Origin of the sequence: Methylobacterium sp. Leaf112 (assembly GCF_001423295.1) — a bacterium.
In the GTDB taxonomy this organism is placed as follows: domain Bacteria; phylum Pseudomonadota; class Alphaproteobacteria; order Rhizobiales; family Beijerinckiaceae; genus Methylobacterium.
In genome coordinates this window covers 157669-181965 of the sequence record NZ_LMNG01000032.1, presented here as the reverse complement: position 1 = coordinate 181965, position 24297 = coordinate 157669, and the positions used below count along the sequence as shown (strand labels likewise).

The 24297-nt window shown below is 67.9% G+C and carries 22 protein-coding genes; 18 read left to right on the top strand and 4 right to left on the bottom strand.

Features of this window, described 5'->3' with window-relative positions:
• The first annotated feature begins 47 nt into the window (after window positions 1–47).
• Together ASF52_RS19245 and ASF52_RS19240 are read left to right on the top strand one after the other, a co-directional pair.
• On the top strand, window positions 48–404 hold the full coding sequence (locus tag ASF52_RS19245) for a hypothetical protein (protein ID WP_082502673.1): 357 nt from the start codon (window positions 48–50) through the stop codon (window positions 402–404).
• A gap of 34 nt (window positions 405–438) precedes the next feature.
• Complete coding sequence (locus tag ASF52_RS19240; RefSeq protein ID WP_056175527.1) at window positions 439–1191, top strand: YidB family protein; 753 nt, start codon at window positions 439–441, stop codon at window positions 1189–1191.
• 37 nt (window positions 1192–1228) lie between these two features.
• Here ASF52_RS19240 and ASF52_RS19235 read toward each other — a convergent pair whose 3' ends face one another.
• Together ASF52_RS19235 and mutM are read right to left on the bottom strand one after the other, a co-directional pair.
• Window positions 1229–2653, bottom strand: coding sequence for a sensor domain-containing diguanylate cyclase (locus ASF52_RS19235; protein ID WP_082515398.1), 1425 nt, complete (start codon window positions 2651–2653; stop codon window positions 1229–1231).
• Between the two features lie 137 nt (window positions 2654–2790).
• Entirely contained in the window at window positions 2791–3735 is a 945-nt protein-coding gene (gene mutM, locus ASF52_RS19230) for a bifunctional DNA-formamidopyrimidine glycosylase/DNA-(apurinic or apyrimidinic site) lyase (RefSeq protein WP_056175524.1), read from the bottom strand.
• Between the two features lie 106 nt (window positions 3736–3841).
• Between mutM and ubiE the strand changes: the two genes are divergently transcribed.
• The 7 genes from ubiE (at window position 3842) to ASF52_RS19195 (ending at window position 11890) form a co-directional block, all read left to right on the top strand.
• The gene (gene ubiE / locus ASF52_RS19225) at window positions 3842–4615 is read left to right on the top strand and encodes a bifunctional demethylmenaquinone methyltransferase/2-methoxy-6-polyprenyl-1,4-benzoquinol methylase UbiE (protein WP_056175521.1); all 774 of its coding nucleotides are present in this window, start codon (window positions 3842–3844) and stop codon (window positions 4613–4615) included.
• 70 nt (window positions 4616–4685) lie between these two features.
• Entirely contained in the window at window positions 4686–6233 is a 1548-nt protein-coding gene (gene ubiB / locus ASF52_RS19220; RefSeq protein ID WP_056175518.1) for a 2-polyprenylphenol 6-hydroxylase, read from the top strand.
• 124 nt (window positions 6234–6357) lie between these two features.
• A complete protein-coding gene (locus ASF52_RS19215; protein WP_056175692.1) occupies window positions 6358–7263 on the top strand; it encodes an alpha/beta hydrolase in 906 nt (301 codons plus the stop codon).
• A gap of 98 nt (window positions 7264–7361) precedes the next feature.
• The gene (locus ASF52_RS19210; RefSeq protein WP_244473872.1) at window positions 7362–8420 is read left to right on the top strand and encodes an OpgC domain-containing protein; all 1059 of its coding nucleotides are present in this window, start codon (window positions 7362–7364) and stop codon (window positions 8418–8420) included.
• Window positions 8421–8497: 77 nt separating this feature from the next.
• The gene (locus ASF52_RS19205) at window positions 8498–10282 is read left to right on the top strand and encodes a pyrroloquinoline quinone-dependent dehydrogenase (protein WP_056175512.1); all 1785 of its coding nucleotides are present in this window, start codon (window positions 8498–8500) and stop codon (window positions 10280–10282) included.
• 61 nt (window positions 10283–10343) lie between these two features.
• Complete coding sequence (locus ASF52_RS19200; RefSeq protein WP_056175509.1) at window positions 10344–10763, top strand: acyl-CoA thioesterase; 420 nt, start codon at window positions 10344–10346, stop codon at window positions 10761–10763.
• Entirely contained in the window at window positions 10763–11890 is a 1128-nt protein-coding gene (locus ASF52_RS19195; protein ID WP_056175506.1) for an endo-1,4-beta-xylanase, read from the top strand. The genes ASF52_RS19200 and ASF52_RS19195 overlap by 1 nt, the downstream gene beginning before the upstream one ends.
• Window positions 11891–11906: 16 nt before the next feature.
• Here ASF52_RS19195 and ASF52_RS19190 read toward each other — a convergent pair whose 3' ends face one another.
• Window positions 11907–12815 (bottom strand): alpha/beta hydrolase, encoded by a 909-nt coding sequence (locus tag ASF52_RS19190; protein ID WP_056175503.1) that lies wholly within the window; start codon window positions 12813–12815, stop codon window positions 11907–11909.
• Window positions 12816–12910: 95 nt separating this feature from the next.
• Window positions 12911–13846 carry a lytic transglycosylase domain-containing protein gene (locus ASF52_RS19185; RefSeq protein ID WP_443136704.1) on the bottom strand — a complete coding sequence of 312 codons (936 nt, stop codon included), beginning with the start codon at window positions 13844–13846 and terminating at the stop codon, window positions 12911–12913.
• A gap of 131 nt (window positions 13847–13977) precedes the next feature.
• Here ASF52_RS19185 and ASF52_RS19180 point away from each other — a divergent pair, with 131 nt between their 5' ends.
• The 9 genes from ASF52_RS19180 (at window position 13978) to ASF52_RS19140 (ending at window position 24224) form a co-directional block, all read left to right on the top strand.
• On the top strand, window positions 13978–15606 hold the full coding sequence (locus ASF52_RS19180; RefSeq protein ID WP_056175496.1) for an ABC transporter ATP-binding protein: 1629 nt from the start codon (window positions 13978–13980) through the stop codon (window positions 15604–15606).
• 8 nt (window positions 15607–15614) lie between these two features.
• On the top strand, window positions 15615–16835 hold the full coding sequence (locus tag ASF52_RS19175; protein WP_056175492.1) for a phosphopentomutase: 1221 nt from the start codon (window positions 15615–15617) through the stop codon (window positions 16833–16835).
• A gap of 18 nt (window positions 16836–16853) precedes the next feature.
• Window positions 16854–17045, top strand: coding sequence for a DUF1192 domain-containing protein (locus ASF52_RS19170; protein ID WP_056175489.1), 192 nt, complete (start codon window positions 16854–16856; stop codon window positions 17043–17045).
• A 162-nt stretch (window positions 17046–17207) separates the two neighbouring features.
• Window positions 17208–17846 (top strand): TetR/AcrR family transcriptional regulator, encoded by a 639-nt coding sequence (locus ASF52_RS19165; protein WP_056175487.1) that lies wholly within the window; start codon window positions 17208–17210, stop codon window positions 17844–17846.
• A 283-nt stretch (window positions 17847–18129) separates the two neighbouring features.
• Window positions 18130–18606 carry a DUF2852 domain-containing protein gene (locus ASF52_RS19160; protein ID WP_056175483.1) on the top strand — a complete coding sequence of 159 codons (477 nt, stop codon included), beginning with the start codon at window positions 18130–18132 and terminating at the stop codon, window positions 18604–18606.
• Window positions 18607–18760: 154 nt separating this feature from the next.
• Window positions 18761–19396: a uracil phosphoribosyltransferase gene (gene upp, locus ASF52_RS19155; protein ID WP_056175480.1), complete on the top strand. Its 636-nt coding sequence runs from the start codon at window positions 18761–18763 to the stop codon at window positions 19394–19396.
• Window positions 19397–19886: 490 nt separating this feature from the next.
• Window positions 19887–21050, top strand: coding sequence for a dsDNA nuclease domain-containing protein (locus ASF52_RS19150; protein WP_056175477.1), 1164 nt, complete (start codon window positions 19887–19889; stop codon window positions 21048–21050).
• 6 nt (window positions 21051–21056) lie between these two features.
• Window positions 21057–22796, top strand: a complete 1740-nt coding sequence (locus ASF52_RS19145; protein WP_156630236.1) for a hypothetical protein — start codon at window positions 21057–21059, stop codon at window positions 22794–22796.
• Between the two features lie 405 nt (window positions 22797–23201).
• Complete coding sequence (locus tag ASF52_RS19140; protein ID WP_443136703.1) at window positions 23202–24224, top strand: NAD(P)H-quinone oxidoreductase; 1023 nt, start codon at window positions 23202–23204, stop codon at window positions 24222–24224.
• Window positions 24225–24297 lie beyond the last annotated feature (73 nt).

Genomic DNA, 24297 nt, shown 5'->3' with positions numbered 1-24297 from the left:
CCCCGCGCAGGCGCCGAGCCCGTCCTCCCACGGAGATCGTCTTGATCATGACCACCACCTCCGCCCGCCGGCGCCATGCCCTGCGGCCCCGCGCCGGCACCGCGGCGACCGGCCTGTTCGTTGCCGGCCTCGCCGTCTCGGCCGCCTTCGGCATGCTCATCACGCCCCTCGGCGGCCAGCCCGCCGTGGCACAGTCGGTCGCCAACCCCAACGATCAGCCCACTCCCGCTACGCTGCCGTCACGCGATGCCCGCGCGGCGGAGCGGCCCACCGGACAGGTCTCGCCGCCGAAGGCCATCGACCACTCGGCCGCGGTCGTCGGATCGAGCGGAAAGCGGACCAATCCCCTCGATCACTTGCCCGACCGGGACCGCGCCGCCACCGGCGGCAGCCAACAACGGTAGGTCGACACGTCCACGCAGCACGGGAGAAACGATCATGGGCCTCCTCGATCAAGTCATTGGCGGCGTTCTCGGACAGGTTCTGGGCGGCGGCAGACCCGAACAGGGCCGCGGGCAGGGCGGCGGAGCCGGTGGCGGCATGGGCAATCTCTCGCCCATCGTCCAGGCCCTCCTGATGCTCCTGATGTCCAAGGGCGCCGGGGGCCTCGGCGATCTTCTGGGCGGCGGCGGCCGCCCCCACCGTGATGATTCCCAAGGCGGGCATGGGTCGGGCGGGCAGGCCCCCGGCGGCTACGACGAGGGTGATCTCGGCGGCTTCGCGCACGATCGCGGACGAGAGTATGACCGGGGGGGCGGTGCCGAGCCGCGCGGCCGCCAGGAGGGTGATTTCAGCGATCTCTCGGGGATGCTCGATGGACCGGGGGAGCGGGGTACGGCAGATGGCGGCGGTGGAACGACCGAGCGCGATCCGGGTGCCGGCCCCTACGCCCGGCTCGACCGCGAGCCTGGTGACGGTGAGACCGGCCTCGACGGACTGATCGACCGGTTCCAGCGCGGTGGTCTCGGCGACATGATCGAATCCTGGATTGGCCCTGGTGAGAACCGTCCGGTCCAGCCCCGACAACTCGCGGACGCCCTCGGTCCCGACACCGTCGATGCCCTCGAGCAGCGCACCGGCCTGCAACGCGACGATCTCCTGTCGCAGCTGGCGCAAGCTTTGCCGCAGGTGATCGATCGTCTGACGCCGCAGGGCCGGCGCCCAACGGGCGAGGATACCCGAGGGTGGTAGCGGCATCCGGCGCCCATCGGGCGCCGGCAAGACACCCCTATCCGGCCGCGCGGGTCCTGATCGCGCGGTCGAAACGCATCCCCGGCTCGTAGCACCGGAAGGTGTTCCGTCCGGCTGCCTTTGCACGATACAGGGCGAGATCGGCGTGCCGGCACAGGGTGTCGGCGTCTCCGCCATCCTGCGGAGCCCGGGCGATTCCGACGCTGGCCCCCACGATCACTCGTTCGCCGTCGAGGTCGATCGGTTGGCGAATGGCCTCGATGAGCCGCTGAGCGAGTTGCTGCGGATCCTCGGGCCTGTCCGTACCGGCCTGAATCACGGTGAACTCGTCACCGCCGACCCGCGCCACGGTATCCGACTGCCGGACGAGCCCCTTCAGACGATCGGCGACCCGGCACAGGAGCCGGTCCCCGGCTTGGTGGCCGAGACCATCGTTGACCGCCTTGAAGCGGTCGAGGTCCAGATACAGCACGGAAAACCCATCTTTCCCCCGTCGATTCGCTGTGAATGCCTCGATCAGGCGCTCCCGGAACAGGGTCCGATTGGCGAGATCCGTCAGGGCGTCGTGCCGGGCCATGTGACCGATACGGCGGGCCGCTTCCTCGCGTTCGGAGATATCACGTACGGCCGCGACGTATCCGGTCGGGTGCCCATCCGTGGCATCGCGGGTGAGATTGAAGGTCACCTCGACCCAGACCCAGGACCCGTCCTTGCGGCGGTAGCGCTGGCGGGTCACCGCACGGGCGGTCCGTCCCTCCCCGAGGGTGGTCAGGACGCGTGCGTAGCCCTCGGCATCGTCGGGATGGATCTGGTCCATTGGCATCGTTCCGACGAGTTCGTCGGGATCGTAGCCCAGCAGGGTCCGGGACGCCGGGGAGACGTAGTGGCGGCGGGTGTCGAGACCCGAGCGGACGATCATGTCGGACGTGTTCTCGGCAAGCAGCCGGTAATGCGCCTCGCTCTCGCGCAGTCGCGCTTCGGTCCGGTGCAGGGTCAGTTGCGCCGCGACCACAGCGGCGAGATCGGCTAGTTGCGCCTCCTCCACGGCGGAGAACCCGCGCGGAACGGTCCCGAGGACGCAGACGGTACCGATGCGGATGCCGGGCGCCAGAATGATCGGGGCCCCGGCATAGAAACGGATCTGCGGCCCACCGGTGACCAGGGGGCTGCCGGAAAAGCGTGGGTCCCTTGTCGCATCCTCGACCACCAGCACGTCGTCCGTCAGGATCGTGTAGGTGCAAAACGAATCCTGCCGGGGACTACCTTCCCCGCCGACGCCGCACTTCGCCTTGAACCATTGCCGATCCGCTTCGACGAGGGTGACGGTGGCCATCGGCAGGCCGAACAAGGCGCAGGCTGTGCGGCAGACGGCGTCGAAGCGCACCTCGGGCGGCGTGTCGAGAATGGCAAGTTCATGCAAAGCGGCGAGCCGCTCCGCTTCATTGCCGGGACGTGGGTACATGCGTGCTCCGAAGCCCTCGGTGTCTTAGGCGACTGGTCGGATCTGGGTCGACCTCTGATGATGATTAGACACCGGGCCTTAACAGAACCCTCGCCGTCCGCAGACTTGACGAACGAGGGCGGCTAAAAGCCAAGTTCTCAAAGCTCGACCTTGGATTTCACGGGTATTTTCGATGAACCGGACAACCCCTCCGGGTGACGCTGACAAGTCGCACAGTAGAATGTCGACCGGCCCGACTGGGTGATCCGTTCGATGCATCCGCCACATCCAATCGTGCGGCACGCTTCTCCAGCGCGATCATACACGCGAAACGCATGCTGGAACGCGCCGGAACTTCCGTCCGTCTGTGCATAGTCTCGCAAGGTGGATCCCCCGGCGGCCACCGCCTCCGTGAGAACCTGAGGGATGACCTTCGCCAGGAGACGCGCCTTCGAGGACGGGCGTCCATCGGGCCCGGCCAGCCGTCCGGCAGGCATTTCCGGGTGCAGTCCCGCCCGGTGCAAGGCTTCGCAGACGTAGATGTTCCCGAGACCCGCGATGAGGCGCTGATCGAGGAGGGCGGCCTTCAGGGGCGTGATCTTGTGGCGGAACAGCCGTGCCACGGCCTCCGGCGTCAGGGCGTCGCTCAAGGGTTCGAGACCCATGGCGGCGAAGTGCCGGCATGTCGCCAGGTCGGCGCTGGGCACGAGGTCCATGAAGCCGAAGCGGCGGGCGTCGTTGTAGGTCACGGTGGCACCGTTCGACAGGGCCATGACCACATGGTCGTGCTTTGGGGCGCCCTGCGCCCCGTCGAGGTAGAAATCGCCCGGCGAGAGATTGCGGCCGTCCGGCATCGCCACGTCGAAGCGCCCGCTCATGCCGAGGTGAAGAATCAGCGACTCGCCGGAATCGAGGCCGGCCACGAGGTATTTGGCCCGCCGGTCGAGGGCCAGGACCGTCCGTCCCTCCAAACGCTCGACGAAGCTTTCGGGGAAGGGAAAGCGCAGGTTCGGCCGGCGCAGGGTGACGCGGGCGAACCGGGCACCCACCATGGCTGGGGCGAGACCGCGGCGCACGGTCTCGACTTCGGGCAGTTCGGGCATGGCTCTCCGGCGCGTGGCGTCCAAGACTTGGGCGGGATGCGGTGCTGGCGAACATGGCGATCCGCCCCGCCTTTCGCTATGACGCTCAACCCGAGAGGTGAGGTTCATGAGTCACGCCGAGCGTTCCCCCCCCGACGAGAGCACGCATTTCGGTTTCGAGCAGGTGGCGCTCGGCGAGAAGCAGGCGCGCGTCGACGATGTGTTCCGGTCCGTCGCGAAGCGCTACGACCTCATGAACGACCTCATGTCGGGCGGCCTGCACCGGGCCTGGAAGTCGCAGCTCATCTCGATGCTGCGCCCGCCGCGCAACCGCCCGTTCCATCACCTCGACGTGGCCGGCGGCACCGCCGACATCGCCTTCCGGGCCCTGGAGGCCGGCGGCCCTGCGACGCACGTCACCGTGCTCGACATCAACGAGGCCATGCTGCGCGTCGGGGCAGAGAGGGCGGGAAACCGCTTCACCGGGCGCATCGACTTCGTCACCGCCAATGCGGAAGCCCTGCCGCTGCCGTCGGAGCGGTTCGATGCCTACACCATCGCGTTCGGCATCCGGAACGTGCCGCGTATCGATGTCGCCCTGGCGGAAGCCCACCGGGTCCTCAAGCCCGGCGGGCGCTTCCTGTGCCTCGAATTCTCGAAGGTGGACCTGCCTGTCCTCGACCGGATCTACGACGCTTATTCGTTCCACGTCATCCCACGCCTCGGCTCGAAGGTGGCGGGCGATGCCGAATCCTACCGCTACCTCGTGGAATCCATCCGCAAGTTCCCGAGCCCGGGACGCTTTTCCGGCATGATCGAGGCCGCCGGTTTCCGCCATGTGAGCCACCGGCCCCTGTCGGGCGGCATCGTGGCGATCCATTCGGGCTGGAAGGTCTCGTGAGCGCAGCGGGCCGGGCGGCGTTCGGCCCCCAGGAAACGACGATGCGAGACAGAGATCGGCGGATGGCCTGATGCTCCGCTCCCTCGTCCGCGGCGCCCATGTGGGTTTCGTCCTCGCCCGCGAGGGCGGCCTGTCCCTCGTCGATTCCCGCGACCTGCCGCCTCACCTGCGCTTCGCCCTCCGGGTCGGACGAATGCTGGAGCGCCGCGGCCTCGGAACCGGGGCCGCCCCTCTGCAGCGGGCGCTGACCCGGCTCGGGCCGTCCTACGTCAAGTTCGGGCAGTTCCTCGCCACCCGGCCCGACATCGTCGGCATGCATGCCGCGCGCGATCTCGAGACCCTGCAGGACCGGGTGCCGCCCTTCCCGCAGGAAGTGGCTCTCCAGGTCGTCGAGGCGGCGTTCGGCAAGCCGGTTTCCTCCCTGTTCGTCTCGTTCAGCCCGCCCATCGCGGCGGCCTCCATCGCCCAGGTCCACAAAGCGCACGTCATCGACCCGGACGGCGCCGAGCGGGTGCTCGCCGTCAAGATCATGCGGCCGGGGGTGCGCGAGCGCTTCCAGCGCGATCTGGAAGTCATGCGGTTCCTCGCCCGCATCGTCCACGCCCTGTCGCCGGAAGCCGAGCGCCTGCGCCCGCGCGAGGTGGTGGAGATCCTGGCCCGCTCCGTCACCATGGAGATGGATTTCCGCCTCGAGGCGGCGGCCATGTCGGAGCTCGCCCACAACACGAAGGACGATGCCGATTTCCGGGTGCCTCGGCCCGATTGGGAACTCACCGCCCGCGACGTCCTGTCGAGCGAGTGGATCGAGGGCATCCGCCTCAACGACCGGGCCGCCATCGTGGCCGCCGGACACGACCCGCGGGCGCTCGGACGCGCGGTGATCCAGTCGTTCCTGCGCCACGCCATCCGGGACGGCTTCTTCCACGCCGACATGCATCCCGGGAACCTGTTCGTCGATCCGACCGGCACCCTGGTAGCGGTGGATTTCGGCATCATGGGCCGCCTCGGGCATCCTGAGCGGCGCTTCCTCGCCGAGATCCTGCTCGGCTTCATCCTGCGCGACTACAAGCGCGTGGCGCAGGTGCATTTCGAGGCCGGCTACGTGCCCGCGCACCATTCCGTGGACGATTTCGCCCAAGCCATCCGCGCCATCGGCGAGCCGATCCATCAGCGCCGGGCCGACGAGATCTCCATGGCCAAGGTGCTGACCCTGCTGTTCGACATCACCGCCCTGTTCGACATGCGGACCCGCACGGAGCTGGTGATGCTCCAGAAAACCATGGTGGTGGTGGAGGGCGTCGCCCGCTCGCTGGATCCTCAGCTCGACATGTGGACCGGGGCCGAGCCCGTGGTACGCAGCTGGATCGCCCGCAATCTCGGCCCACTGGGCCGCATCGAGGGTGTGGGGCGCGCAGCCCTGACGCTGACCGACGTCATCTCGGACCTGCCCGATCTGGCCCAGCGCCTGCGCCGCATCCTCGTACGCCTCGACGAATCGGGAACCGGGAATGCCGACCGCCTCGACGCCTTCGCGCGTGCCACAAGACGGCGCGCCATCTGGTCGACACTGGCCCTATGGGGCATCGCCGTCGGCGCACTGGTGATGGCCTTCCGCTGACGTGTCGGCCCGGTTCGCCGGGCCGATGGAACGGAATCCGGGCGCCACCCCTTTGCTTGTGCGCAAGGGCGTCCGGAGGGGCTGCGTGGCGAACGAACTGTCCCGGCCCGGCCGCCGTGCCGTGATGATGGGTCTTGGCGCGGCGGCGGCGCTGATTCCGGGGGCTTATGCGGCCGGAGGCCTCGCCCGCCTCACCCTCTGGCCGGATCTACCGCCGGGCGGCGGCGGACCGTCGGGGCCCCAGGTCGAGGATGGCAGCGGCGCGGTATCGAACGTTTCCACCCCGGTCCTCGAAGTCTTCCTTCCGCAGAAGCCCAGCGGCGCGGCGGTGCTCGTCGCGGGCGGCGGCGGGTACCGCCGCATCGGCCTCGTGAAGGAGGCCTATCCGGCGGCCTACCTTTTGGCGTCGCAGGGCATCACGGCCTTCGTGCTGACGTACCGGCTCCCGAGCGAGAACTGGGCCGACGGTCCCGTCGTCGCGATGCAGGACGGACAGCGCGCCCTGCGGGTGATTCGCGCCAATGCCGAGCGGTTCGGCCTCGATCCCGGCCGCATCGGCGTGATGGGCTTCTCGGCCGGTGGCCACCTCTGCGGCATGGTCGCGGCCCGCTCCACCTTCCGCGCCTACACACCCGTCGACGCCGTCGACGAACTCTCGGCGCGGCCTGATTTCGCGGCGCTGATCTATCCCGTCGTGAGCCTGCAGCCCCCCTTCGACACCACGAACACCCGCCGGTCCCTCGTCGGAGAGACGCCGACGCAGGAGGCGCGCGCGGCCTGGTCGCTTCACACCCATGTCGGCCCCGATTGCCCATCGATCTTTCTCGTGCAGGCGGACGACGATCGGGTGGTCAATCCCCAGCAAAGCCGTATCCTCGACGAGGCGTGCCGGGGGGCCAAGGTCATGGTGGAATATCATCGGTTCGCCGTCGGCGGGCACGGCTTCGGCATCGGCAGCGCCGAGGCGTCCGTCGCCCTCTGGCCCCGGCTCTACCGGCTCTGGCTCACGAGCCTGTCGGTGATGCGCTGACCGGTCTCGGTCCCGCTACGGTGGACGCTCCACCGCGCCGGGCCCCGAACGTCGTCCTCTCGCCCTCACCGCCGCGAAGCCGCGACGCACGCATCGACGTGATCCGCGGCCTCGCCCTGCTGACGATCTTCATCGATCACATTCCGCGCAACGCGCCGGCCCTGCTCACCCTCCACAATTTCGGATTCTCCGATGCGGCCGAGATCTTCGTGCTGCTGGCTGGCTACTCCGCGATGGTGGCCTATGGCGGCCTGTTCCGGCGCGCGGGCACCAGAGCCACGCTCACGCGCATCGGGTGGCGCTGCCTGAAGATCTACCTGTTCCAGGCGGGGCTGCTCCTGGCGACGCTGCTCATCGTGCGGGTCTGGATGGACCTCACCGGCCTCGTCCCGCGCTTCGGGGTGCGGGCGCTCCTCGACATGGGCCTGCTGCCGGGGGCCGTGCGCGGGCTGATGCTCAACGCTCTGCCGAACTACCTCGACATCCTGCCGCTCTACATCCTACTGCTGGGGTTGTTTCCGCTGATCTATGCGGGCCTGCGACGCACTCTGTGGGGCACCCTCGGCCTCTCGGGCCTGATCTGGCTCGCCGCGAACGTCGACCACACGCTCAACCTCCCCAACGCGGCCGCCGTGGACGACGGATGGTACTTCAACCCGTTCGCGTGGCAGTTCCTGTTCGTGATCGGCGCCGCCCTCAGCGTCGCGGTCCAGGCGCGCGACGGACTCCTGCCTCGGCATTCGCTTCTCACCGCCGCGGCTTGGATCTACCTGCTGTGCGCCCTGCTGCAGGCGTTTCCCTGGGGGGATTGGGGCCTGCCCGACCTGCGGCCCCTCGCCATGAGCCCGCCGGACAAGAGCCGCGTCGCGCCCCTGCGCCTCCTCCACATCCTGGTCCTGACGAGCCTTGTCTTCGCCTCGCCGGCCGTCATGCGGCTCTCCGGGCTACGCTGGCTTCGACCGTTCGATGCCTGCGGCCGGAACTCCCTGGAAATCTTCGCGGCCGGCTGCATGGCGGCCCTCATCGGCCGGATCCTGTACCGGACCTTCGAACCGGTCTGGCCCCTTCAGATCGCAGTCAACCTCGGCGGTCTCGCGCTGATGCTCGGCCTCGGCCTTGCCCTCGACGCGAGGGCGCGCCGCCGTACATTGCGATAGGGATCGGACCGTTGCATCCGTGACGGGGCACGCGGGTGACGCAGTCGCCCCCAGGAATATGGGACGAGGAGAACGCCATGGTCCGCCGCACCACTCGCCGGCTGCTCGCCGTCCCGTTCGTCCTCGCGAGCCCCCTGATCGTCGCGGGCCTCGCCCCGTGTGTGGCCGAGGATTGGCCGATGTTCGGCAGCGACCACACCAACCGCCACTTCTCGGGCCTCACCGCCATCGACACCGGCAACGTCGGGCGCCTGCGCCCGGCCTGGATCTTCCAGACCGGCATCACCGGCTATTTCCAGGCCGAGCCCGTGATGGTGGACGGCACCCTCTACGTCTCGACGACGCAGAACCACGTCGCGGCCCTGGACGCGAAGACCGGTGCCGTGCGCTGGACCTACGTCCACAAGGCCCGCACGGAGAAGATTTTCGGGCCACCCTCGAACCGCGGAGTCGCGGTCGCGGACGGCCTCGTGTTCGAGGCCACCATGGACGGGCGCGTGATCGCGCTGGATGCCAAGACCGGCAAAGTGGTGTGGGACCACGAGGCCGTGCGCCCGGAGGAGGGCGAGTCCGAGACCGCATCGGCCCTGGCGGGCACCCTGGGGGCCGGCACCGTCCAGGGATCGAGCCGGCTCGGCTTCAAGATGCCGCCCCTGGTGGCGAACGGCCTCGTCATCGTCGGCGTGGCCGGGGCCGGCTACGGCCTCCATGTCGAGGACGAGAAGGGCGGCCTCGACGGCGGCGCCGTCGTGGGCATCGAGGGCGGCTACGGCCGGCGCGGATGGCTCGCCGCCTACGACGCGAAGACCGGGGCGGAGCGCTGGCGCTGGTACGTCACCAAGGCCGACGACTGGGAGGGCGGGTTCGTCGACAGGACCCCCGACGGGGTGCCGCTCCACCGCGACATCGCCGCCGAAAAAGCAGCGGCCCCGAACCACCGGGATGCCTGGAAGGTCGGCGGCGGATCGCTGTGGATGACCCCGGCCTACGATGCCGACCTCGGCCTGATCTACGTCGGCACCGGCAACCCGGCGCCGCAGAATTTCGGACTCTCGCGACCGGGCGACAACCTCTACACCATGAGCCTCGTCGCCCTCGACGCGGCCACCGGCCAGCTGCGCTGGTACTACCAGCAGGTGCCCCACGACGAGTGGGGCTACGATGTGGCGAGCCCGCCCTTCCTCCTCGACCACACCACCCCGACGGGCCCGGTGAAGGCCGTGGCGCAGGCGAGCAAGACCGGCTGGCTCTACGTCCACGACCGGACGGACGGAAAGCTGCTGACCCGCTCAGCGCCCCTCGTCACCCAGAAGAATCTCTACGCCCCACCGACGCCCGCCGGTACGGTGGTGAGCCCGGGGCCGTTGGGCGCCATCTCCTGGCACCCCGTCGCCTACGACCCCTTGGCCGCCACCGCCTACGCCCAGGTCCGGCACGGGGCGACGACCTACGTGGTCCGGACGGTGCCGGCCTCGGGGAACCGCCCGGCGATCCGCTACACCGAGACCACGGAGGCCCAGGGCGAGCCCTCGTTCAGCACCCTCACGGCCGTGGATCTGGCCCGCGAAGGTGCGATCAAATGGTCGGTGAAAGCGGGGAGCCGCCTCTCCGGGGGGACCCTGGCCACCGCCGGCGGCCTCGTCTTCTCGGGCGAGGAGGACGGCCACCTCGACGCTCACGATGCGAAGACGGGGGCGATCCTGTGGCGCTTCCAGTGCGGCGCCGGCATCGGCGGCCCGCCGATTACCTACGCGTTGGACGGCCGGCAATACGTTGCCGTGGCGGCGGGGGGCGCGTCGTTCACCAAGGGGTCGGGTTTCGGCACCGGCGACGCCCTGGTGGTGTTCACCCTGCCGGAGTGATCGTACGGTCCGCGGCGCGCGGCTTGCGACGGGCTGCCTCCTTCGCCACCGGATCGACACCATGTCCCGCCGCGACCCCGCCCCCCATCCGACCCATCAGCCGACGGATCGGGGGCCACCGGTGATCCGAACCATCGCCATGCCGGCCGATACCAATCCGGCCGGCGACATCTTCGGCGGCTGGCTCATGGGCCAGATGGATCTCGCCGCCGGCAACGTCGCGGCCCGGCGCTCGCGGGGCCGTTGCGCCACCATCTCGGCCGAGGCGATGACCTTCCACAGCCCGGTCTTCGTCGGCGACGAAGTCAGCATCTACGCCTGGATCGTGAAGGTCGGGCGCACCTCCATGCGCATCCAGGCCGAGGTCTGGCGCCGCGAGCGCGAGGGCGAGGTGACCATGAAGGTCACCGAGGGGCTGTTCACCTTCGTGGCCATCGGACCAGACCGGCGCCCGCGCCCGATTCCACCGGAAGAGAACTGATGCCGAGCCGTCGCGATCTGCTGAGGGTCGGCGCCCTCGCTTTGGCGGCCGGGCCGGTCTCGGCGGCGGCCCGGGGGGCGTGGTCGGCCGATGGCCTCAACGCGGCGGCGGCACGCAAGGGCATCGCCTACGGTTCCGCCGTGAACATCACACCCCTGCGCCAGAATCCCGCCTACGGACGGGCGCTCGCCCGGGAATGCGGGGTCCTGGTGCCGGAGAACGCCATGAAGCTCGCCTATGCGTGGCGGGCGCCCGGCCCCATCGACTTCTCGTTCGCCGACGAGACCGTCGCGTTCGCACAGGGCAACGGTCAGTGCCTGCGCGGCCATACCCTCGTCTGGCACGAAGGCATCCCCGCCTGGGCGCAGGAGCGCATCGCCCGGGACGCGGAAGGCTTCCTGCGCGAATGGATCGGCGCCATGGCGGGGCGCTATCGCTGCCGGATCGAGGCCTGGGACGTGGTCAACGAGATCTGCGGGCCCGATTCCGGACGCGCCGACGGGCTGCGGGCGAGCCCCTGGCTCGCAGCCCTCGGCTCGGGCTATGTCGACCGCGCCTTCACGATCCTGCACGAGGCCGACCCCGGTGCGGCCGGGGTCTGGAACGAGAACGACCTCGAACTCGACGCCGATTGGATCGCGCCGCGCCGCGCCATGGTGCTGAGGACCTTGGAAGGAATGGTTCGGCGCGGCGTGCCGATCCGGCGCCTCGGCCTGCAGGGCCACCTCTACGCCAGGCATCCCCTCGACCAGGACAAACTCCGCCGTTTCCTGCGCGACGTGGCCGGGCTCGGCCTCGCCATCGAGGTGACGGAGTTCGACGTCAACGACCGGGATTTCCCCGCCGATCTGCCGGCCCGGGACCGGGCCGTCTCGGACCTCGCCCGGCGCTTCCTCGACGTTGTGCTGGACGAGCCCGCGACCCTCAACGTACTGACCTGGGACATCACCAACGCCAACACTTGGCTCAACACCAACCCGCAGCGCCGCCGGGCCGACGGATTGACGCAGCGGGCCCTGCCCCTCGACGAGGCGTTCGCCCGTACGCCCCTGTGGTGGGCGATGCATCGGGCCTTCTCCGACGCGCCGGACCACAAGGCGGCGCGGGACAAACTGCGGCGGGGGTGATCCTCCGGCCGTGCCGTCAGCGGTTCACCGTCCGAGACGGGACGCGCTCGCCGCCGGCATGTTGGCGGAGGAAGGCGGCCATCTCGGCGAGCGCCGGGGCCTTGGAGCGGAACGTCACCGAGAGCGCCAGCAGGGTGTCGGAGTGATCGAGGCCGGCATAGACTCGCTCCTGCACGGGCACCCGGGCCTCGCGCAGGCGGGCAGCCAGGTTGCGGGTGTTGCTCGGGCGCACGGTGGTGTCGCCGTCACCGGTGGCGAGGTAGGCCGGGGGCGAGTGCGGCCCGGCGAAGGTCACCGGCTGGGTCGCCGCCTTGTCGCGGGCCTCGCCGAAGACCTCGGTGGCGGTGCCGGCATCGAGGGGAAGGAAATCGTAGGGACCGGACAGGCCGGCCACCGCCCGCACGATCTTCGGATCGACGCCGGCCCGACGCAGGTAGCGCGGATCGAGCCCCAGCATCACCGCGTTGTAGGCGCCCGCCGAATGGCCGGCCAGCACGATCCGGCGCGGATCGCCGCCATACTGGGCGATGTTGTCGCGCACCCAGGCGATGGCGGCGGCCCCGTCGTCGAGGAAGTCGGGGAAGCGCACCTCCGGGTAGAGCCGATAATCGGGCAGCACCGTCACGAAGCCCTGAGCCGCGAGCGCCTGACCGACGAAGGCGTAATCCTCCTTCGTGCCGTTCTTCCAGGAGCCGCCATAGAAGAACACCAGCACGGGGGCGCCGCCGGTGCCGGCCACGGGAGTGAACACATCGAGGCGCTGGCGCGGGTTGGGGCCGAAGGACGCGTTGCGGACGGTGAGGCGCCCGCCGTCGTCACGCGGGCCGATGGCGTCGAACAGCGCGAGGGGCGAACAGGCCGTCACCCCTACGGCGAGCAGAGCGAGACCGATGAAGCCGGCAAGGACGGTGAATACCCGGGTCATGCATCTCTCTGAAGGCGGCGTTGCCTTCCTGTGACAGGGCGCACACGGCGGTTTCATGGCACCCATGCTGACAATCGGCATCGTGATCGCCGGAGTTACGTGCGCAGGACGAGGCAGGCGCCACCGACCCCACGAATCCGTCCGCATAATTTGTCTGCGGCCTCGCGGCTCTGGGCGGGAATTCGGATGCGGTAGAAGGCCCGAGTGCCGCGATTGCGCAGGCGTGTGCCGATGATCATCGGCCGAACCTCGCCGATCACACCTGTGTAGAGCTGGCGTGTCCGGGCGAAACTCTGGAGAGCCAAGGCCTTCGAGAAGTTGCCCGCGAGCTGGATGCCCCAGGGCGCCGCCGGCCCCTCGTTGCCGCCCAACGCGAAGCGATCGCCGCGCGACGGGACGCGCAGGGCCGCCGTCACCTGGAGGCAGCTCTTCTCGGCCTCGGGTTTCTTGGCCGCGTCGGCCTTCTCATCCTTGTTCTCGCTCGGCGGCATCTCGATGCCGGCGCCCGCGCGCCAATCCTCCGCCGGCGCCCCGGTGATCGCCAGAACGTAGTTGCGCGTCTCCGCAGGCAGGCCACCGGTGCCGGCGAGCCACGCCGAGACCCGGCCCGGGCCGCCGTTATAGGCCGCTGCCGCGAGGCCGAGATTGCCGAACTGCCGGTTGAGGTCGGCCAGCAGATGGGCCGCGTGCGGGATCGCCTGCTCGGGATCGAACGGATCGGCGAGGCCGCGCTCGCGCGCCGTGCCGGGCATGAACTGCGCGATGCCCTGCGCGCCGACGGGGCTGACAGCGCCCACGCGAAAAGCGCTCTCGCGCCAGATCAGGCGGGTCAGGAACGGGACGGGGAGGGCGCGCGTCTTCGCGGAGGATTCGATGAGGCGGCACAGGGCCTGCTCCACGGTCTCGCCTCCCTCCGATGGGGCCGCCGAGGCGGAGGCCGCGCCGGCGAGGAGGAGCGCGAGGGCGGGGAGGGCGGAGCGCAGGGAGATCACCGGTGGTGTTGTAGCGTGCGCGGCGGTCCGATCAATCACGCATCGGCGTTCGCCCATCGCCATCGTGCGCGCTATAACCGCTTCGAGACCTCCCCAGCCCGGCTCGCTCCCATGACCTTTCCCCGGATCACCTCCCGCTGGATCACCTCCCCCCGGATCACCTGCGCCCGATGACCGACACGCTGCTCGAGGTTCAGGACCTGTCCGTGGCCTTCCGCTCCCGCGAGCGCGAGACCCGGGCGGTGGACGGCGTGAGCTTCGCCATCGCGCCCGGCGAGACCCTGGCGCTGGTGGGCGAATCCGGCTCCGGCAAGTCGGTCACCGCCCTGTCGATCCTGCGCCTCCTCGACGGCAGCGCCCACCACCCGGGCGGACGCATCCTGTTCCGGGGGCGGGACCTCCTGACGTTGCCCGAGCGTGAGTTGCGCAAGGTGCGCGGCGCGGACATCACCATGGTGTTCCAAGAGCCGATGACTTCCCTCAACCCGCTCCACAGCATCGAGCGGCAGATCGGCGAGGTGCTGGAGGTGCATCGCGGGCTCTCGGGTCGGAAAGCGCGGGCGCGAATCCTCGAACTCCTCGACCTCGTCGGCCTGCGTGACGCCGAACGGCGCCTCGCCGCCTATCCGCACGAGCTCTCCGGCGGCCAGCGCCAGCGGGTGATGATCGCCATGGCGCTCGCTTGCGAGCCCGACCTGCTGGTGGCCGACGAGCCGACGACGGCTCTCGACGTCACCGTGCAGGCACAGATCCTCACGCTGCTGGCCGACCTGCAGAAGCGCCTCGGCATGGCGATGCTGTTCATCACCCACGATCTCGGCATCGTGCAGCGCATCGCCACCTCCGTCTGCGTGATGCTGGAAGGGCGCATCGTCGAGGCGGGGGAAACGGCCGAGATTTTCGCCCGGCCGCAGCACCCCTACACGCAGCGGCTGCTGGCCGCCGAGCCGACGGGCCGCGCCAACCCGGTCGCGGAGGGCGCATCCGAGCTCCTCGCCGCCGGGCCCTTGAAGGTGTGGTTTCCCATCCGCCAGGGGCTTCTCCGGCGCACCACGAGCCACGTGAAGGCCGTGGATGGCGTGTCCCTCCGGGTCCGGGCCGGCGAGACCGTGGGGGTGGTCGGCGAATCGGGTTCCGGCAAGACCACCCTGGGCCTCGCGCTCCTCAGGCTGACGGGCTGCGAGGGGCCCATCGTCTTCCTCGGCCAGTCCATCGCCGGCCTGTCCCCGGCGGCCATGCGCCCGTTCCGCCACGACATGCAGGTGGTGTTCCAGGACCCCTACGGCTCCCTCTCCCCGCGCATGACCGTCGGCGACATCATCGCCGAGGGCCTGGTGGTACAGGGCGCCGCGAAGAGCCGGGCCGAACGCCAGGCGGTGGTGGCGGGCGCGCTCACCGATGTCGGCCTCGATCCGGCGACCATGGACCGCTATCCGCACGAATTCTCCGGCGGTCAGCGCCAGCGCATCGCCATCGCGCGCGCCATCGTGCTCAAGCCGAAATTCGTCGTCCTCGACGAGCCGACCTCGGCCCTCGACCGTTCGGTCCAGGCGCAGATCGTCACCCTTCTGCGCGACCTCCAGCGCGAGCGCGGCCTCGCCTACCTGTTCATCAGCCACGATCTCAAGGTGGTCCGCGCCTTGGCGAACCACGTTCTCGTCATGCAGAACGGCCGCGTGGTCGAAGAGGGGGCCGCCGAGGCGATCTTCTCCCATCCGCGCCACCCCTACACCCAGGCCCTGTTCGCCGCCGCCTTCGACCTGCGCAGCGAAATGGTCGCCGATCCGGTCCCGGCCTGAGACGCCCCATGCCGCGCGCCCTCCTCGTCGTCCTCGATTCCGTCGGCATCGGCGGCGCGCCCGACGCGGCCTCCTATGGGGATGCCGGCTCGGACACCCTCGGCCACATCGCGGAGGCCTGCGCCGCCGGGCACGGCGACCGGACCGGCCTGCGCGCCGGCCCCTTGCGCCTGCCGAACCTCACGGCGCTGGGCCTCGGCCTCGCGGCGGAAGGCGCCACAGGGCGCATCCCACCGAACCTCGCCCCCACCGACCCGGTCACGGGCGCCTACGGCCACGCCGCCGAGACGGCCGCCGGCAAGGACACGCCCTCGGGCCATTGGGAGATCGCGGGCGTGCCCGTCCTCGATCCGTGGGGCCACTTCCCCGACACGATTCCGGCCTTCCCCCGGGCCCTCGTAGAGGCCCTCGTCGCGCGGGCGAATCTGCCCGGCATCCTCGGCGATTGCCACGCCGCCGGCACGGCGATCCTCGAGCGCTACGGCGCCGAGCACATCCGGACCGGCAAGCCGATCTGCTACACCTCGGCCGACAGCGTGTTCCAGATCGCCGCCCACGAGACCCATTTCGGCCTGGAGCGCCTCGACGCCACCTGCGGCATCGCCCGCGACCTGTGCGACACGTACCGGGTCGCTCGCGTCATCGCCCGGCCCTTCGTGGGGTCGCCGGAGGCGGGGTTCCGCCGGACGGCCAACCGCAAGGATTACGCCGTCGAGCCGCCGGGCGAGACCCTGCTCGACCGTCTGTCCGCGGCGGGTCGCAGCGTCGTCAGCGTCGGCAAGATCGGCGATATCTTCGCCCACTGCGCGACGGGCCGCGAGATCAAGCCCGCCGGCAACGCCGCCTGCCTGGATGCCGCCCTCCGGGCTTTTCGCGATCTGCCGGACGGCGGCCTCGTGTTCCTCAACCTCGTGGATTTCGATACGGAGCACGGCCACCGCCGCGACGTGCCGGGCTACGCCGCCGAGCTTGAGGCCTTCGACGCGCGGGTGCCGGAGATCCACGCGGTCCTGGGCGCCGGGGATCTCTGCATCGTCACCGCCGACCACGGCAACGACCCGACCTGGGCGGGCACCGAGCACACCCGCGAGCAGGTGCCGATCCTGGCTTTCGGCCCCGGGATCGCGCCCGGCCCCCTCGGGGAACGCGCGACCTTCGCCGATATCGGCGCCACGGTGGCGCGCCACCTCGGTCTCGCGCCCCTCGGGGCGGGGCAGCCGTGGCGATGAAACGGAGAGGGACAGACCATGCGCGATGACGACGAGACCCGTCCGGAATCGAGCCCGGCCCACCGGGTGGGCGAGCCCCTCGACACCCTGTCGGTCGCCGATCTCGCCGAGCGCATCGCCCTCCTGCAGCGCGAGATCGCGCGCCTCGAAGCGGCCCGCGACGCCAAGCATGCGGCGCGCGAGGCGGCGGGGTCCATCTTCCGGATCTAGGATCGCGCCCTGTTGCGCCCCTGCGTCGATGGCGTACGGTCTGTCTACTAATCGACAGAGATGGCTTAAAAATTCACGGTCGCGTGCTAGGGGAGGGCTCCGGTCTGCAACCACGGGGGCTCTCGCCCGTCATGATGGGGCGGACCCGATGAGGACAACAGCGTGCGACCCTGGCGCGAAGGCCCCGACGACCGGCGCAGCTACCACCACGGGAACCTCAAGGAGGCCCTGATCGAGGCGGCGCGCCGGTTCATCGCCGAGCGCGGCGTCGGCGGGTTCACCCTGGTGGACGCGGCCCGCCTGGTGGGGGTGACGCCGGCCGCCCTCTACCGCCATTTCCGCGGGCGCGAGGCCCTGCTGGAGGAGGTGGCGGGGCGCGGCTTCACCGACCTCGCAGAGCGCCTGGCGCGGTCCCTGGCGGCGAAGGGCACACCGCTCGAGCGGTTCACCCGGATGGGGGAGGCGTACCTCGCCTTCGCCGAGGAGGAGCCGGGCTACTACGCGGCGATCTTCGAGACCCGCGGTCTGCCGGCGGGGGCGCCGAACCCGGAGGCCGGGCCCCGGCCGAGCCCGTTCGACCTGCTGGTGGACGCCCTGCAATCGACCTTTCCCGAGGGCTTCGGCGGGGTGGCGCCGCGCTTCGTCGCCCTCGAAGTCTGGGCCCTGTCCCACGGTCTGGCGACGCTCGCCGCCTCCGGCCACCTGCCGAAGGGGCCGGGCGTGCCGGACAAGTACGAGCTCCTGCGCGCCGGCGTCCTCGCCCTCGTGCACGGCGCCGGACCCGCGCGCGCCCGCGACTGACGCACGACCGCCGCGCAACCGAAACACAACCTTTACGTGAACACCCCCGGCGCATGCGTGGCACGGTGCGCCGGTCCACGCCCCCATGGAACGGCGCGCCCCCCAGGATGGAACGGCGCAAGCCCCCGGATGGAACGGCGCAGCCGACCCGCGGAACGGCGTTCGCCTGGATGAGGCGAATGTCGGGCGCGAACCGCGCACGAATCCGCGCCACGCCCCCTTGAAAGCGCGCCGCCGCATCCGCAAGTAAATGTCGTTCACATTAACATCGGAGACGTGAGCCGTGAGTCAATCCTCGACCTCCCCCTGGGCCTCCGGCAAAGCCTGCCGCAGCGGCCCGTTTCCCAAGAAGTCCTTCGAGATCGGCGCCATCGTGGTGGGCTTCATTTACTGGTGGCCGCTCGCCGCCGCCTACGTGGCCTGGAAAGTCGCGGGCTATCCGGCCTTGAGCGAGTTGCGGGGGCTCGCCAACCGCGGCAGCGCCTGGGGCTCGGCCTGGCAGTCGGGCGGCACGCCGGGGCGCTCGCGCTTCGCCGCCGCCTACGAGGCGGCCAACGGCGTCGGCACCACGGGCAACCGCGCCTTCGACGATTACCGCAAGGCCGAGCTCGACCGGCTCGACGCCCAGCGCAAGGCCCTGGCCGAGGAGAGCCGCGCTTTCTCCGAGTACGTCGAGGGCCTGAAGCGCGCCAAGGACCGCGAAGAATTCGACGCCTACATGGCCCAGAAGCGCGCCGCCGATTCGACCCGCTCGGTCTGAACGACCCGAGACCGTCCCATCCGACAAGGGGCTTCCGGCATCACGCCGGGAGCCCTTTTTGGTGCGGGGCCGGATGCGGACGCGGCGCCGATCCGCTAAGGCTCGTCGCCTGGGGTCCGCGTTGCGCCGATCCGACCGGGGACGAGGGCGGGCGATGCCAAACGCGGCGGTTCGGGTGGTCGACCACCCCCTCGTCCAGCACAAGCTGACGCTCCTGCGCGACAAGGCGCGCTCCACCAAGGGGTTCCGCCAGATCCTCAACGAGATCGGCATGCTGCTGGCCTACGAGGTCACCCGCGACCTGCCGCTGGAATCCGTCACCATCGAGACGCCGATCCAGACCATGCAGGCGCCGCAGATCGCCGGCAAGAAGCTCGTCCTCGCGCCGATCCTGCGGGCGGGCACGGGCTTCCTCGACGGGATGCTGTCGCTGATGCCCTCGGCCCGGGTCGCCCATGTGGGGCTCTACCGCGATCCCGAGAGCCTGGAGGCGGTGGAATACTACTTCAAGGCCCCCTCCGACCTCGCCGACCGCACGGTCCTGGTCCTCGATCCGATGCTCGCCACGGGCAATTCGGCGGTGGCGGCCATCACCCTCCTGAAGGCGCGCGGCGCCCACGACCTCCGCTTCGTCTGCCTGCTCGCCGCCCCGGAGGGGATCGCCCATCTCCAGGCGAGCCACCCCGACGTCCCGATCTGGACCGCCGCCATCGACAGCCACCTCAACGACCACGGCTACATCGTGCCGGGGCTGGGGGATGCGGGGGATCGGATGTACGGCACGCGGTAGGGTTTTTTGGGGGTTGGGGTTTGCGCTTAACAGTCGTGACAAGCTCACAGTAGAACGGCCCGCCTCCCCACAAGCAACTTGAAATAATCGTATACTAACCGCAAAGGCAACGATAGACTGTTTGCTCTGCAAACGGACCTTAGGTCCGGACCGCAAAGTGGACACTCAGCTCTATGCCTATGCATCAAGCTAAAAGTATTCGTATACATCCATTGGTTCCGATATCGTCCTTCGCGTAACCGCGGACCAAGAAGCTCAGTGACGGCGTGCCCACGAACGAGATTGCAGCCCCGCGGCCGATCGAGAGCGTAGAGCAGCTCTGGTCCGTCGGTGTGCACGCCAACGGCGGCGGTCGATGTTTTGGCGCCGCAAGCCCAAGCACCGCGTTGAGATCACCGCCATGATCAGGCTTGGCTTCAATGTCGATATTGAGCAGAATATGCCGAGCGACGATGCTTGAGACGCAAATCTCAGCCGCTGAGAGGGATTGATGGCGGCCGACGCTCTGATCGAACTGATCGACGTGTTCAGCGACCCCGACTTGATAGAAACCGGCGGCGGGCACGGGCAGAAAGGCGTCGAGTATCAGAGAAACTGGGCTGTCGTTCAGATGTTCGTCCTCGAAGAGGGCAGTGCGCCTGATTTTCTCTTCCTGTTCGAAGCGATTCAAGACATCGCTGTCCTGGACTCGCCTAACGCCCCAACGAGAATTGACCTCTATCAGATCAAGAAGAAGGACCGCGGCGAGTGGTCTTGGGCGGGCCTAACGAAGCTGCACCAACCGCCCGACCCGGCAAAGCCTGCCAAGACAAAGGGCAAGCCGACGTCGAAGCCGCTCGCTGATGTAGGGGACAGCCCGATCGGCAAACTGCATGCGGCCGTCCACGCCTTCAGTCAGCTCGCAAGCGCCGGTCGCTTCATTTCCAATGCCGGCTGCGACATCGACATGGCGGACGGCTCGAACGCTGCCACCTCACTACCCGTCGCGCTCGAAGCTCTTCCGGCGCACTTCAGTAACCTGCTGACATCAGCGCTGGCCTCGCTGCACAAGCCAGGCACCGCGCCCCCTGATCTATCCAGACTTGTTCTGGAAAAGGCGGACCTTCCCGTCGACAGCACGGCTGTCTTCACCGTTGGAAAGGCGCACTCCTTTCTCGTACGAAGAAGTCCCAAACATGCGGGGCAGGCCCAGTCGTTTGTGGACAGCCTTTTAGCGAAAATCGGCCCTCTCGGCGCTAAGACTGCGACGTGTTCAACTTTCGAAGGCATGAAATCGCAGCATGGATACTCTCGAGACGATTTTATCGCTGCCCTAGGGACGCTCGAAGAGGTTGTCGACGTCGATTTCTTTCTCAATGCCTGGCTGACCCAGCTGCAGCAGGAGGGCATGGGTATCATCGAAATGACCAGCATTCGCGCTGCCGTCGCTGCGATCTACCGAAGGCAAGTTATGGGCAAAATGCTGCCGGAGGAAATACAAATTGCTGCTGCGTGCGACGAGTGGCTAATGGATCATAACGATTCATCGAAGCTTATGCCGTTCTTCAAAGATGCCCTCGCGCATTTGTCCGGTATATTCCCATTGAAAAAATCGGCGGAACTACAAGCCCATTTTGCTATAAGAGCGATAAACAAATGCGTGGCCCTGAACTGAGGCGTCTTGTACGAAGCCTTCGGACAAAATCATATGAAAACCTTAAAATTCGAAAGCATCTATCTGCTCTCGCAGGACGAGCGGCGGGCTCGGAAGATAACGTTCAGTCCGCGACGAAATCTAGTGGTGGGGCGAAATCACACGGGCAAATCAAGTCTGATTAAGTCGCTGTTTACGGCGCTTGGCGCGAGACCCGAGGGCAGCCTTGATCGTTGGGACAAGAATGCGGTCGCGCTCGTCCGTTTTTCCGTGAATGGCGAGAGCTATCATGCCCTTCAGCAGCAATCCTACCGGGCCCTCTTCACGGCGGACGGTCGATGTCTGCTCGCGACCGCTGCCGCCTCGGAGTGGGGTGCGGCATTCGCCGATCTGATCGGCTTCAACCTTGTGCTGACCGGCAGAAATCAGGAAGCCGTTGGCGCCGATGCCCGCGCGTTTTTCCTGCCGTTCTACATCAATCAAGACGGTAGTTGGCATGCTAATTGGTCCACCTTTCCCAGCATCAAGCAATACAAGGCGCCCGTTCAGCCTATTCTTGAATATTTCACGGGGGTAAAGCCGCCGAAATATTATGAGACGAGCGCTCTGAGAGATATTGCCCAAGCTGCACTCCGCGAGTTGCAACGCGAACAGAAGCTCGTGTTGCATGTGCGGGAGCGCTTCGGGAAGACACTTCCTTTAAGCGGTCCTAAGACAGTTCCCGACATATTCGAGCAGGATGTCTCCCGGCTTACGGAAGAGGTGACGCGCCTCAATCGGCAACAGGAGGAGCTGCGCAACGTCCAGGTCCGAGATCAGGAAGTTTTCGACAGCCTGCAGCTACAGGTCCAGATGGCCCGGGAGGCGCTTCGAACCTACGATGGCGACGCCTCGTTCCTGCGCACCGAACCGCACGACACGCTCACCTGTCCGACATGCGGCGCGGAGCACAATAGAACTTTTTTGGACATACTGCACTACGCGGAAGATGCACGAGTCCTTCGAGAGCTAGTTATCCGTCTTCAGGCTGATTCCGGCAAAGTTGGTAAAGAGCTTGAGAGAACACGAAGGCGCTTGCATGAGTTAGACCGAAGCTACTGGGACATATCACAAGTGCTGGAAGTCCGGCGCGGCGACCTAAAATTCGATGATGTGGTCAAGAGTATGGGTGCGGAAGTCGCCTTTGTGGCGTTCGAAAATGAACTACGAGGCTTGAAAGCGCAAATTGACGAGAAGCTTAGCGCCATCGAAATTTATGAAGCCAAACTGAAGGAGCTGACAAGCCGCAAACGTTCGAAGGATATACTGGGTCTTTTTAGATCTTCGTACGCTCAGGCACGGGTCGCTTTGAACCTACCGATCGTGGACACCAAGAAGCTGCGTCTGACCAGTCGACCTGACGTGTCGGGTAGTGGCGGTCCCAGGTCGATCCTTGCGTATTATGCTGCATTGTGGGCAACGTCGTTTGGCGAATACGGGTCTTTCGTGGTGCCCCTAGTGATCGACTCCCCTCAGCAGCAGGGACAGGATGAGACTAACCTACCGAAGATGATCGAATACGTATCCCGAAACTTGCCAGAACATTCGCAAATCATCCTTGGCATCGAAGCTGCCACATCGGAAAAATTCGATCACGTTATAGATCTGAGCGAGCCCTATCAACTTCTTAAGGAGGGCGAATACGCTTCCGTTAACGCTGTTGTTGCCCCTTATATCGAACAAATGTACGCAAGTCTCTTCAGCGGAAGCGAAGAACAGGCGAGATGAAACTCTTTCGACGCGCGGCCCACTCGCTCTCGCTGCTCAGCGTCCCAATGTCTTATAAATCCTGCAACTCACAGTTTAATTAATCCTAGTCCAACGCTCTGCTTGTTTGCTGTTTTCGCCTGAGGCCTTTTCTAGCCTGAGGCCTTTTCTAGTTTGAATTCACGTGCGAGTATCTGGCGATACGGGTGGGGCACTAGCTCAACTTGCTTGCTCGTCTGCCTCGTTCCAAGGCTTCCGGCCAGGAACCGCCAAAAGCAGCAAATTAGCATGCCCGAAAAGCGGACCTTCTGGCCTTGTGAAGAGGGTTAGACCCAGCCGGAACCAATCCCCCATCCAAAAACCCCCATCCCTTGCCAAAACCCCACCCCACCGCACATGACGGGCAACGCCAAAGGGAACCCCGCCATGACCGCCAGCTTGCCCGAAAACCTGCCCCAATCCATGCGCCAGATCCGGTTCACCGCCGCCGGCGGGCCGGAGGTGTTGGCCGTCGAGACGGTGGGGCTGCCCGAGGCCGGGCCGGGGCAGGTGCTCATCGAGGTGGTGGCCGCGGGGGTGAACCGGCCGGACATCCAGCAGCGCGAGGGCAAGTATCCGCCGCCGAAGGGCGCGACGGAGATTCCCGGCCTCGAAGTCGCCGGCCGGATCGTGGCCCTGGGGGAGGGCGTCACGGGGCTCGGCCTCGGGGACGAGGTCTGCGCGCTCACCCTCAGCGGCGGCTACGCCGAGTTCGCCGTGGCGGAGGCCGGGCAGTGCCTGCCGCGCCCCGCGCCCCTGTCCCTGGTCGAGGCCGCGGGCATCCCCGAGACCTATTTTACCGTCTATTCCACCGTGATCGAGCGCGGCCGGCTCCAGCCCGGCGAGGCCTTCCTGGTCCATGGCGGATCGAGCGGCATCGGCTCCACGGCGATCCAGATCGCCCGGCACCACGGCGCCCGGGTGTTCGCCACGGCGGGCTCGGCGGAGAAATGCGCCTTCTGCGTCGATCTCGGCGCCGAGGCGGCCATCAACTATCGCGACGAGGATTTCGTCGAGCGGGTGAAGGCCCTGACCGACGGCAACGGCGTCGACGTGATCCTCGACATGGTGGGGGCGCCGTATCTGGCCAAGAACCTGTCGGCGCTCGCCATCGAGGGGCGCCTCGTCCAGATCGCCTTCATGCAGGGCTACAAGGTCGATGCCTTCAGCATGACGCCGATCATGATGAAGCGCCTCACCGTCACGGGCGCCACCCTGCGGGCCCGGCCGAAATCCGAAAAGGCCGCCATCGCCCGGGGGCTCGCCCGGGATGTCTGGCCCCTCCTCGACGCCGGGACGATCCGGCCGGTCATCCACGCGACCTTCCCCCTCGAAGACGCGGCCCGCGCCCACGAACTCATGGAATCCAGCGCGCATCTCGGCAAGATCCTGCTGGTGACGGGGCGCTGAGCGCAGGAACTCCCGATCCGACCCGGCGTTTGACCTCCGAACACAGTCACGCGTCCGGGCGATTCGCCCTGGG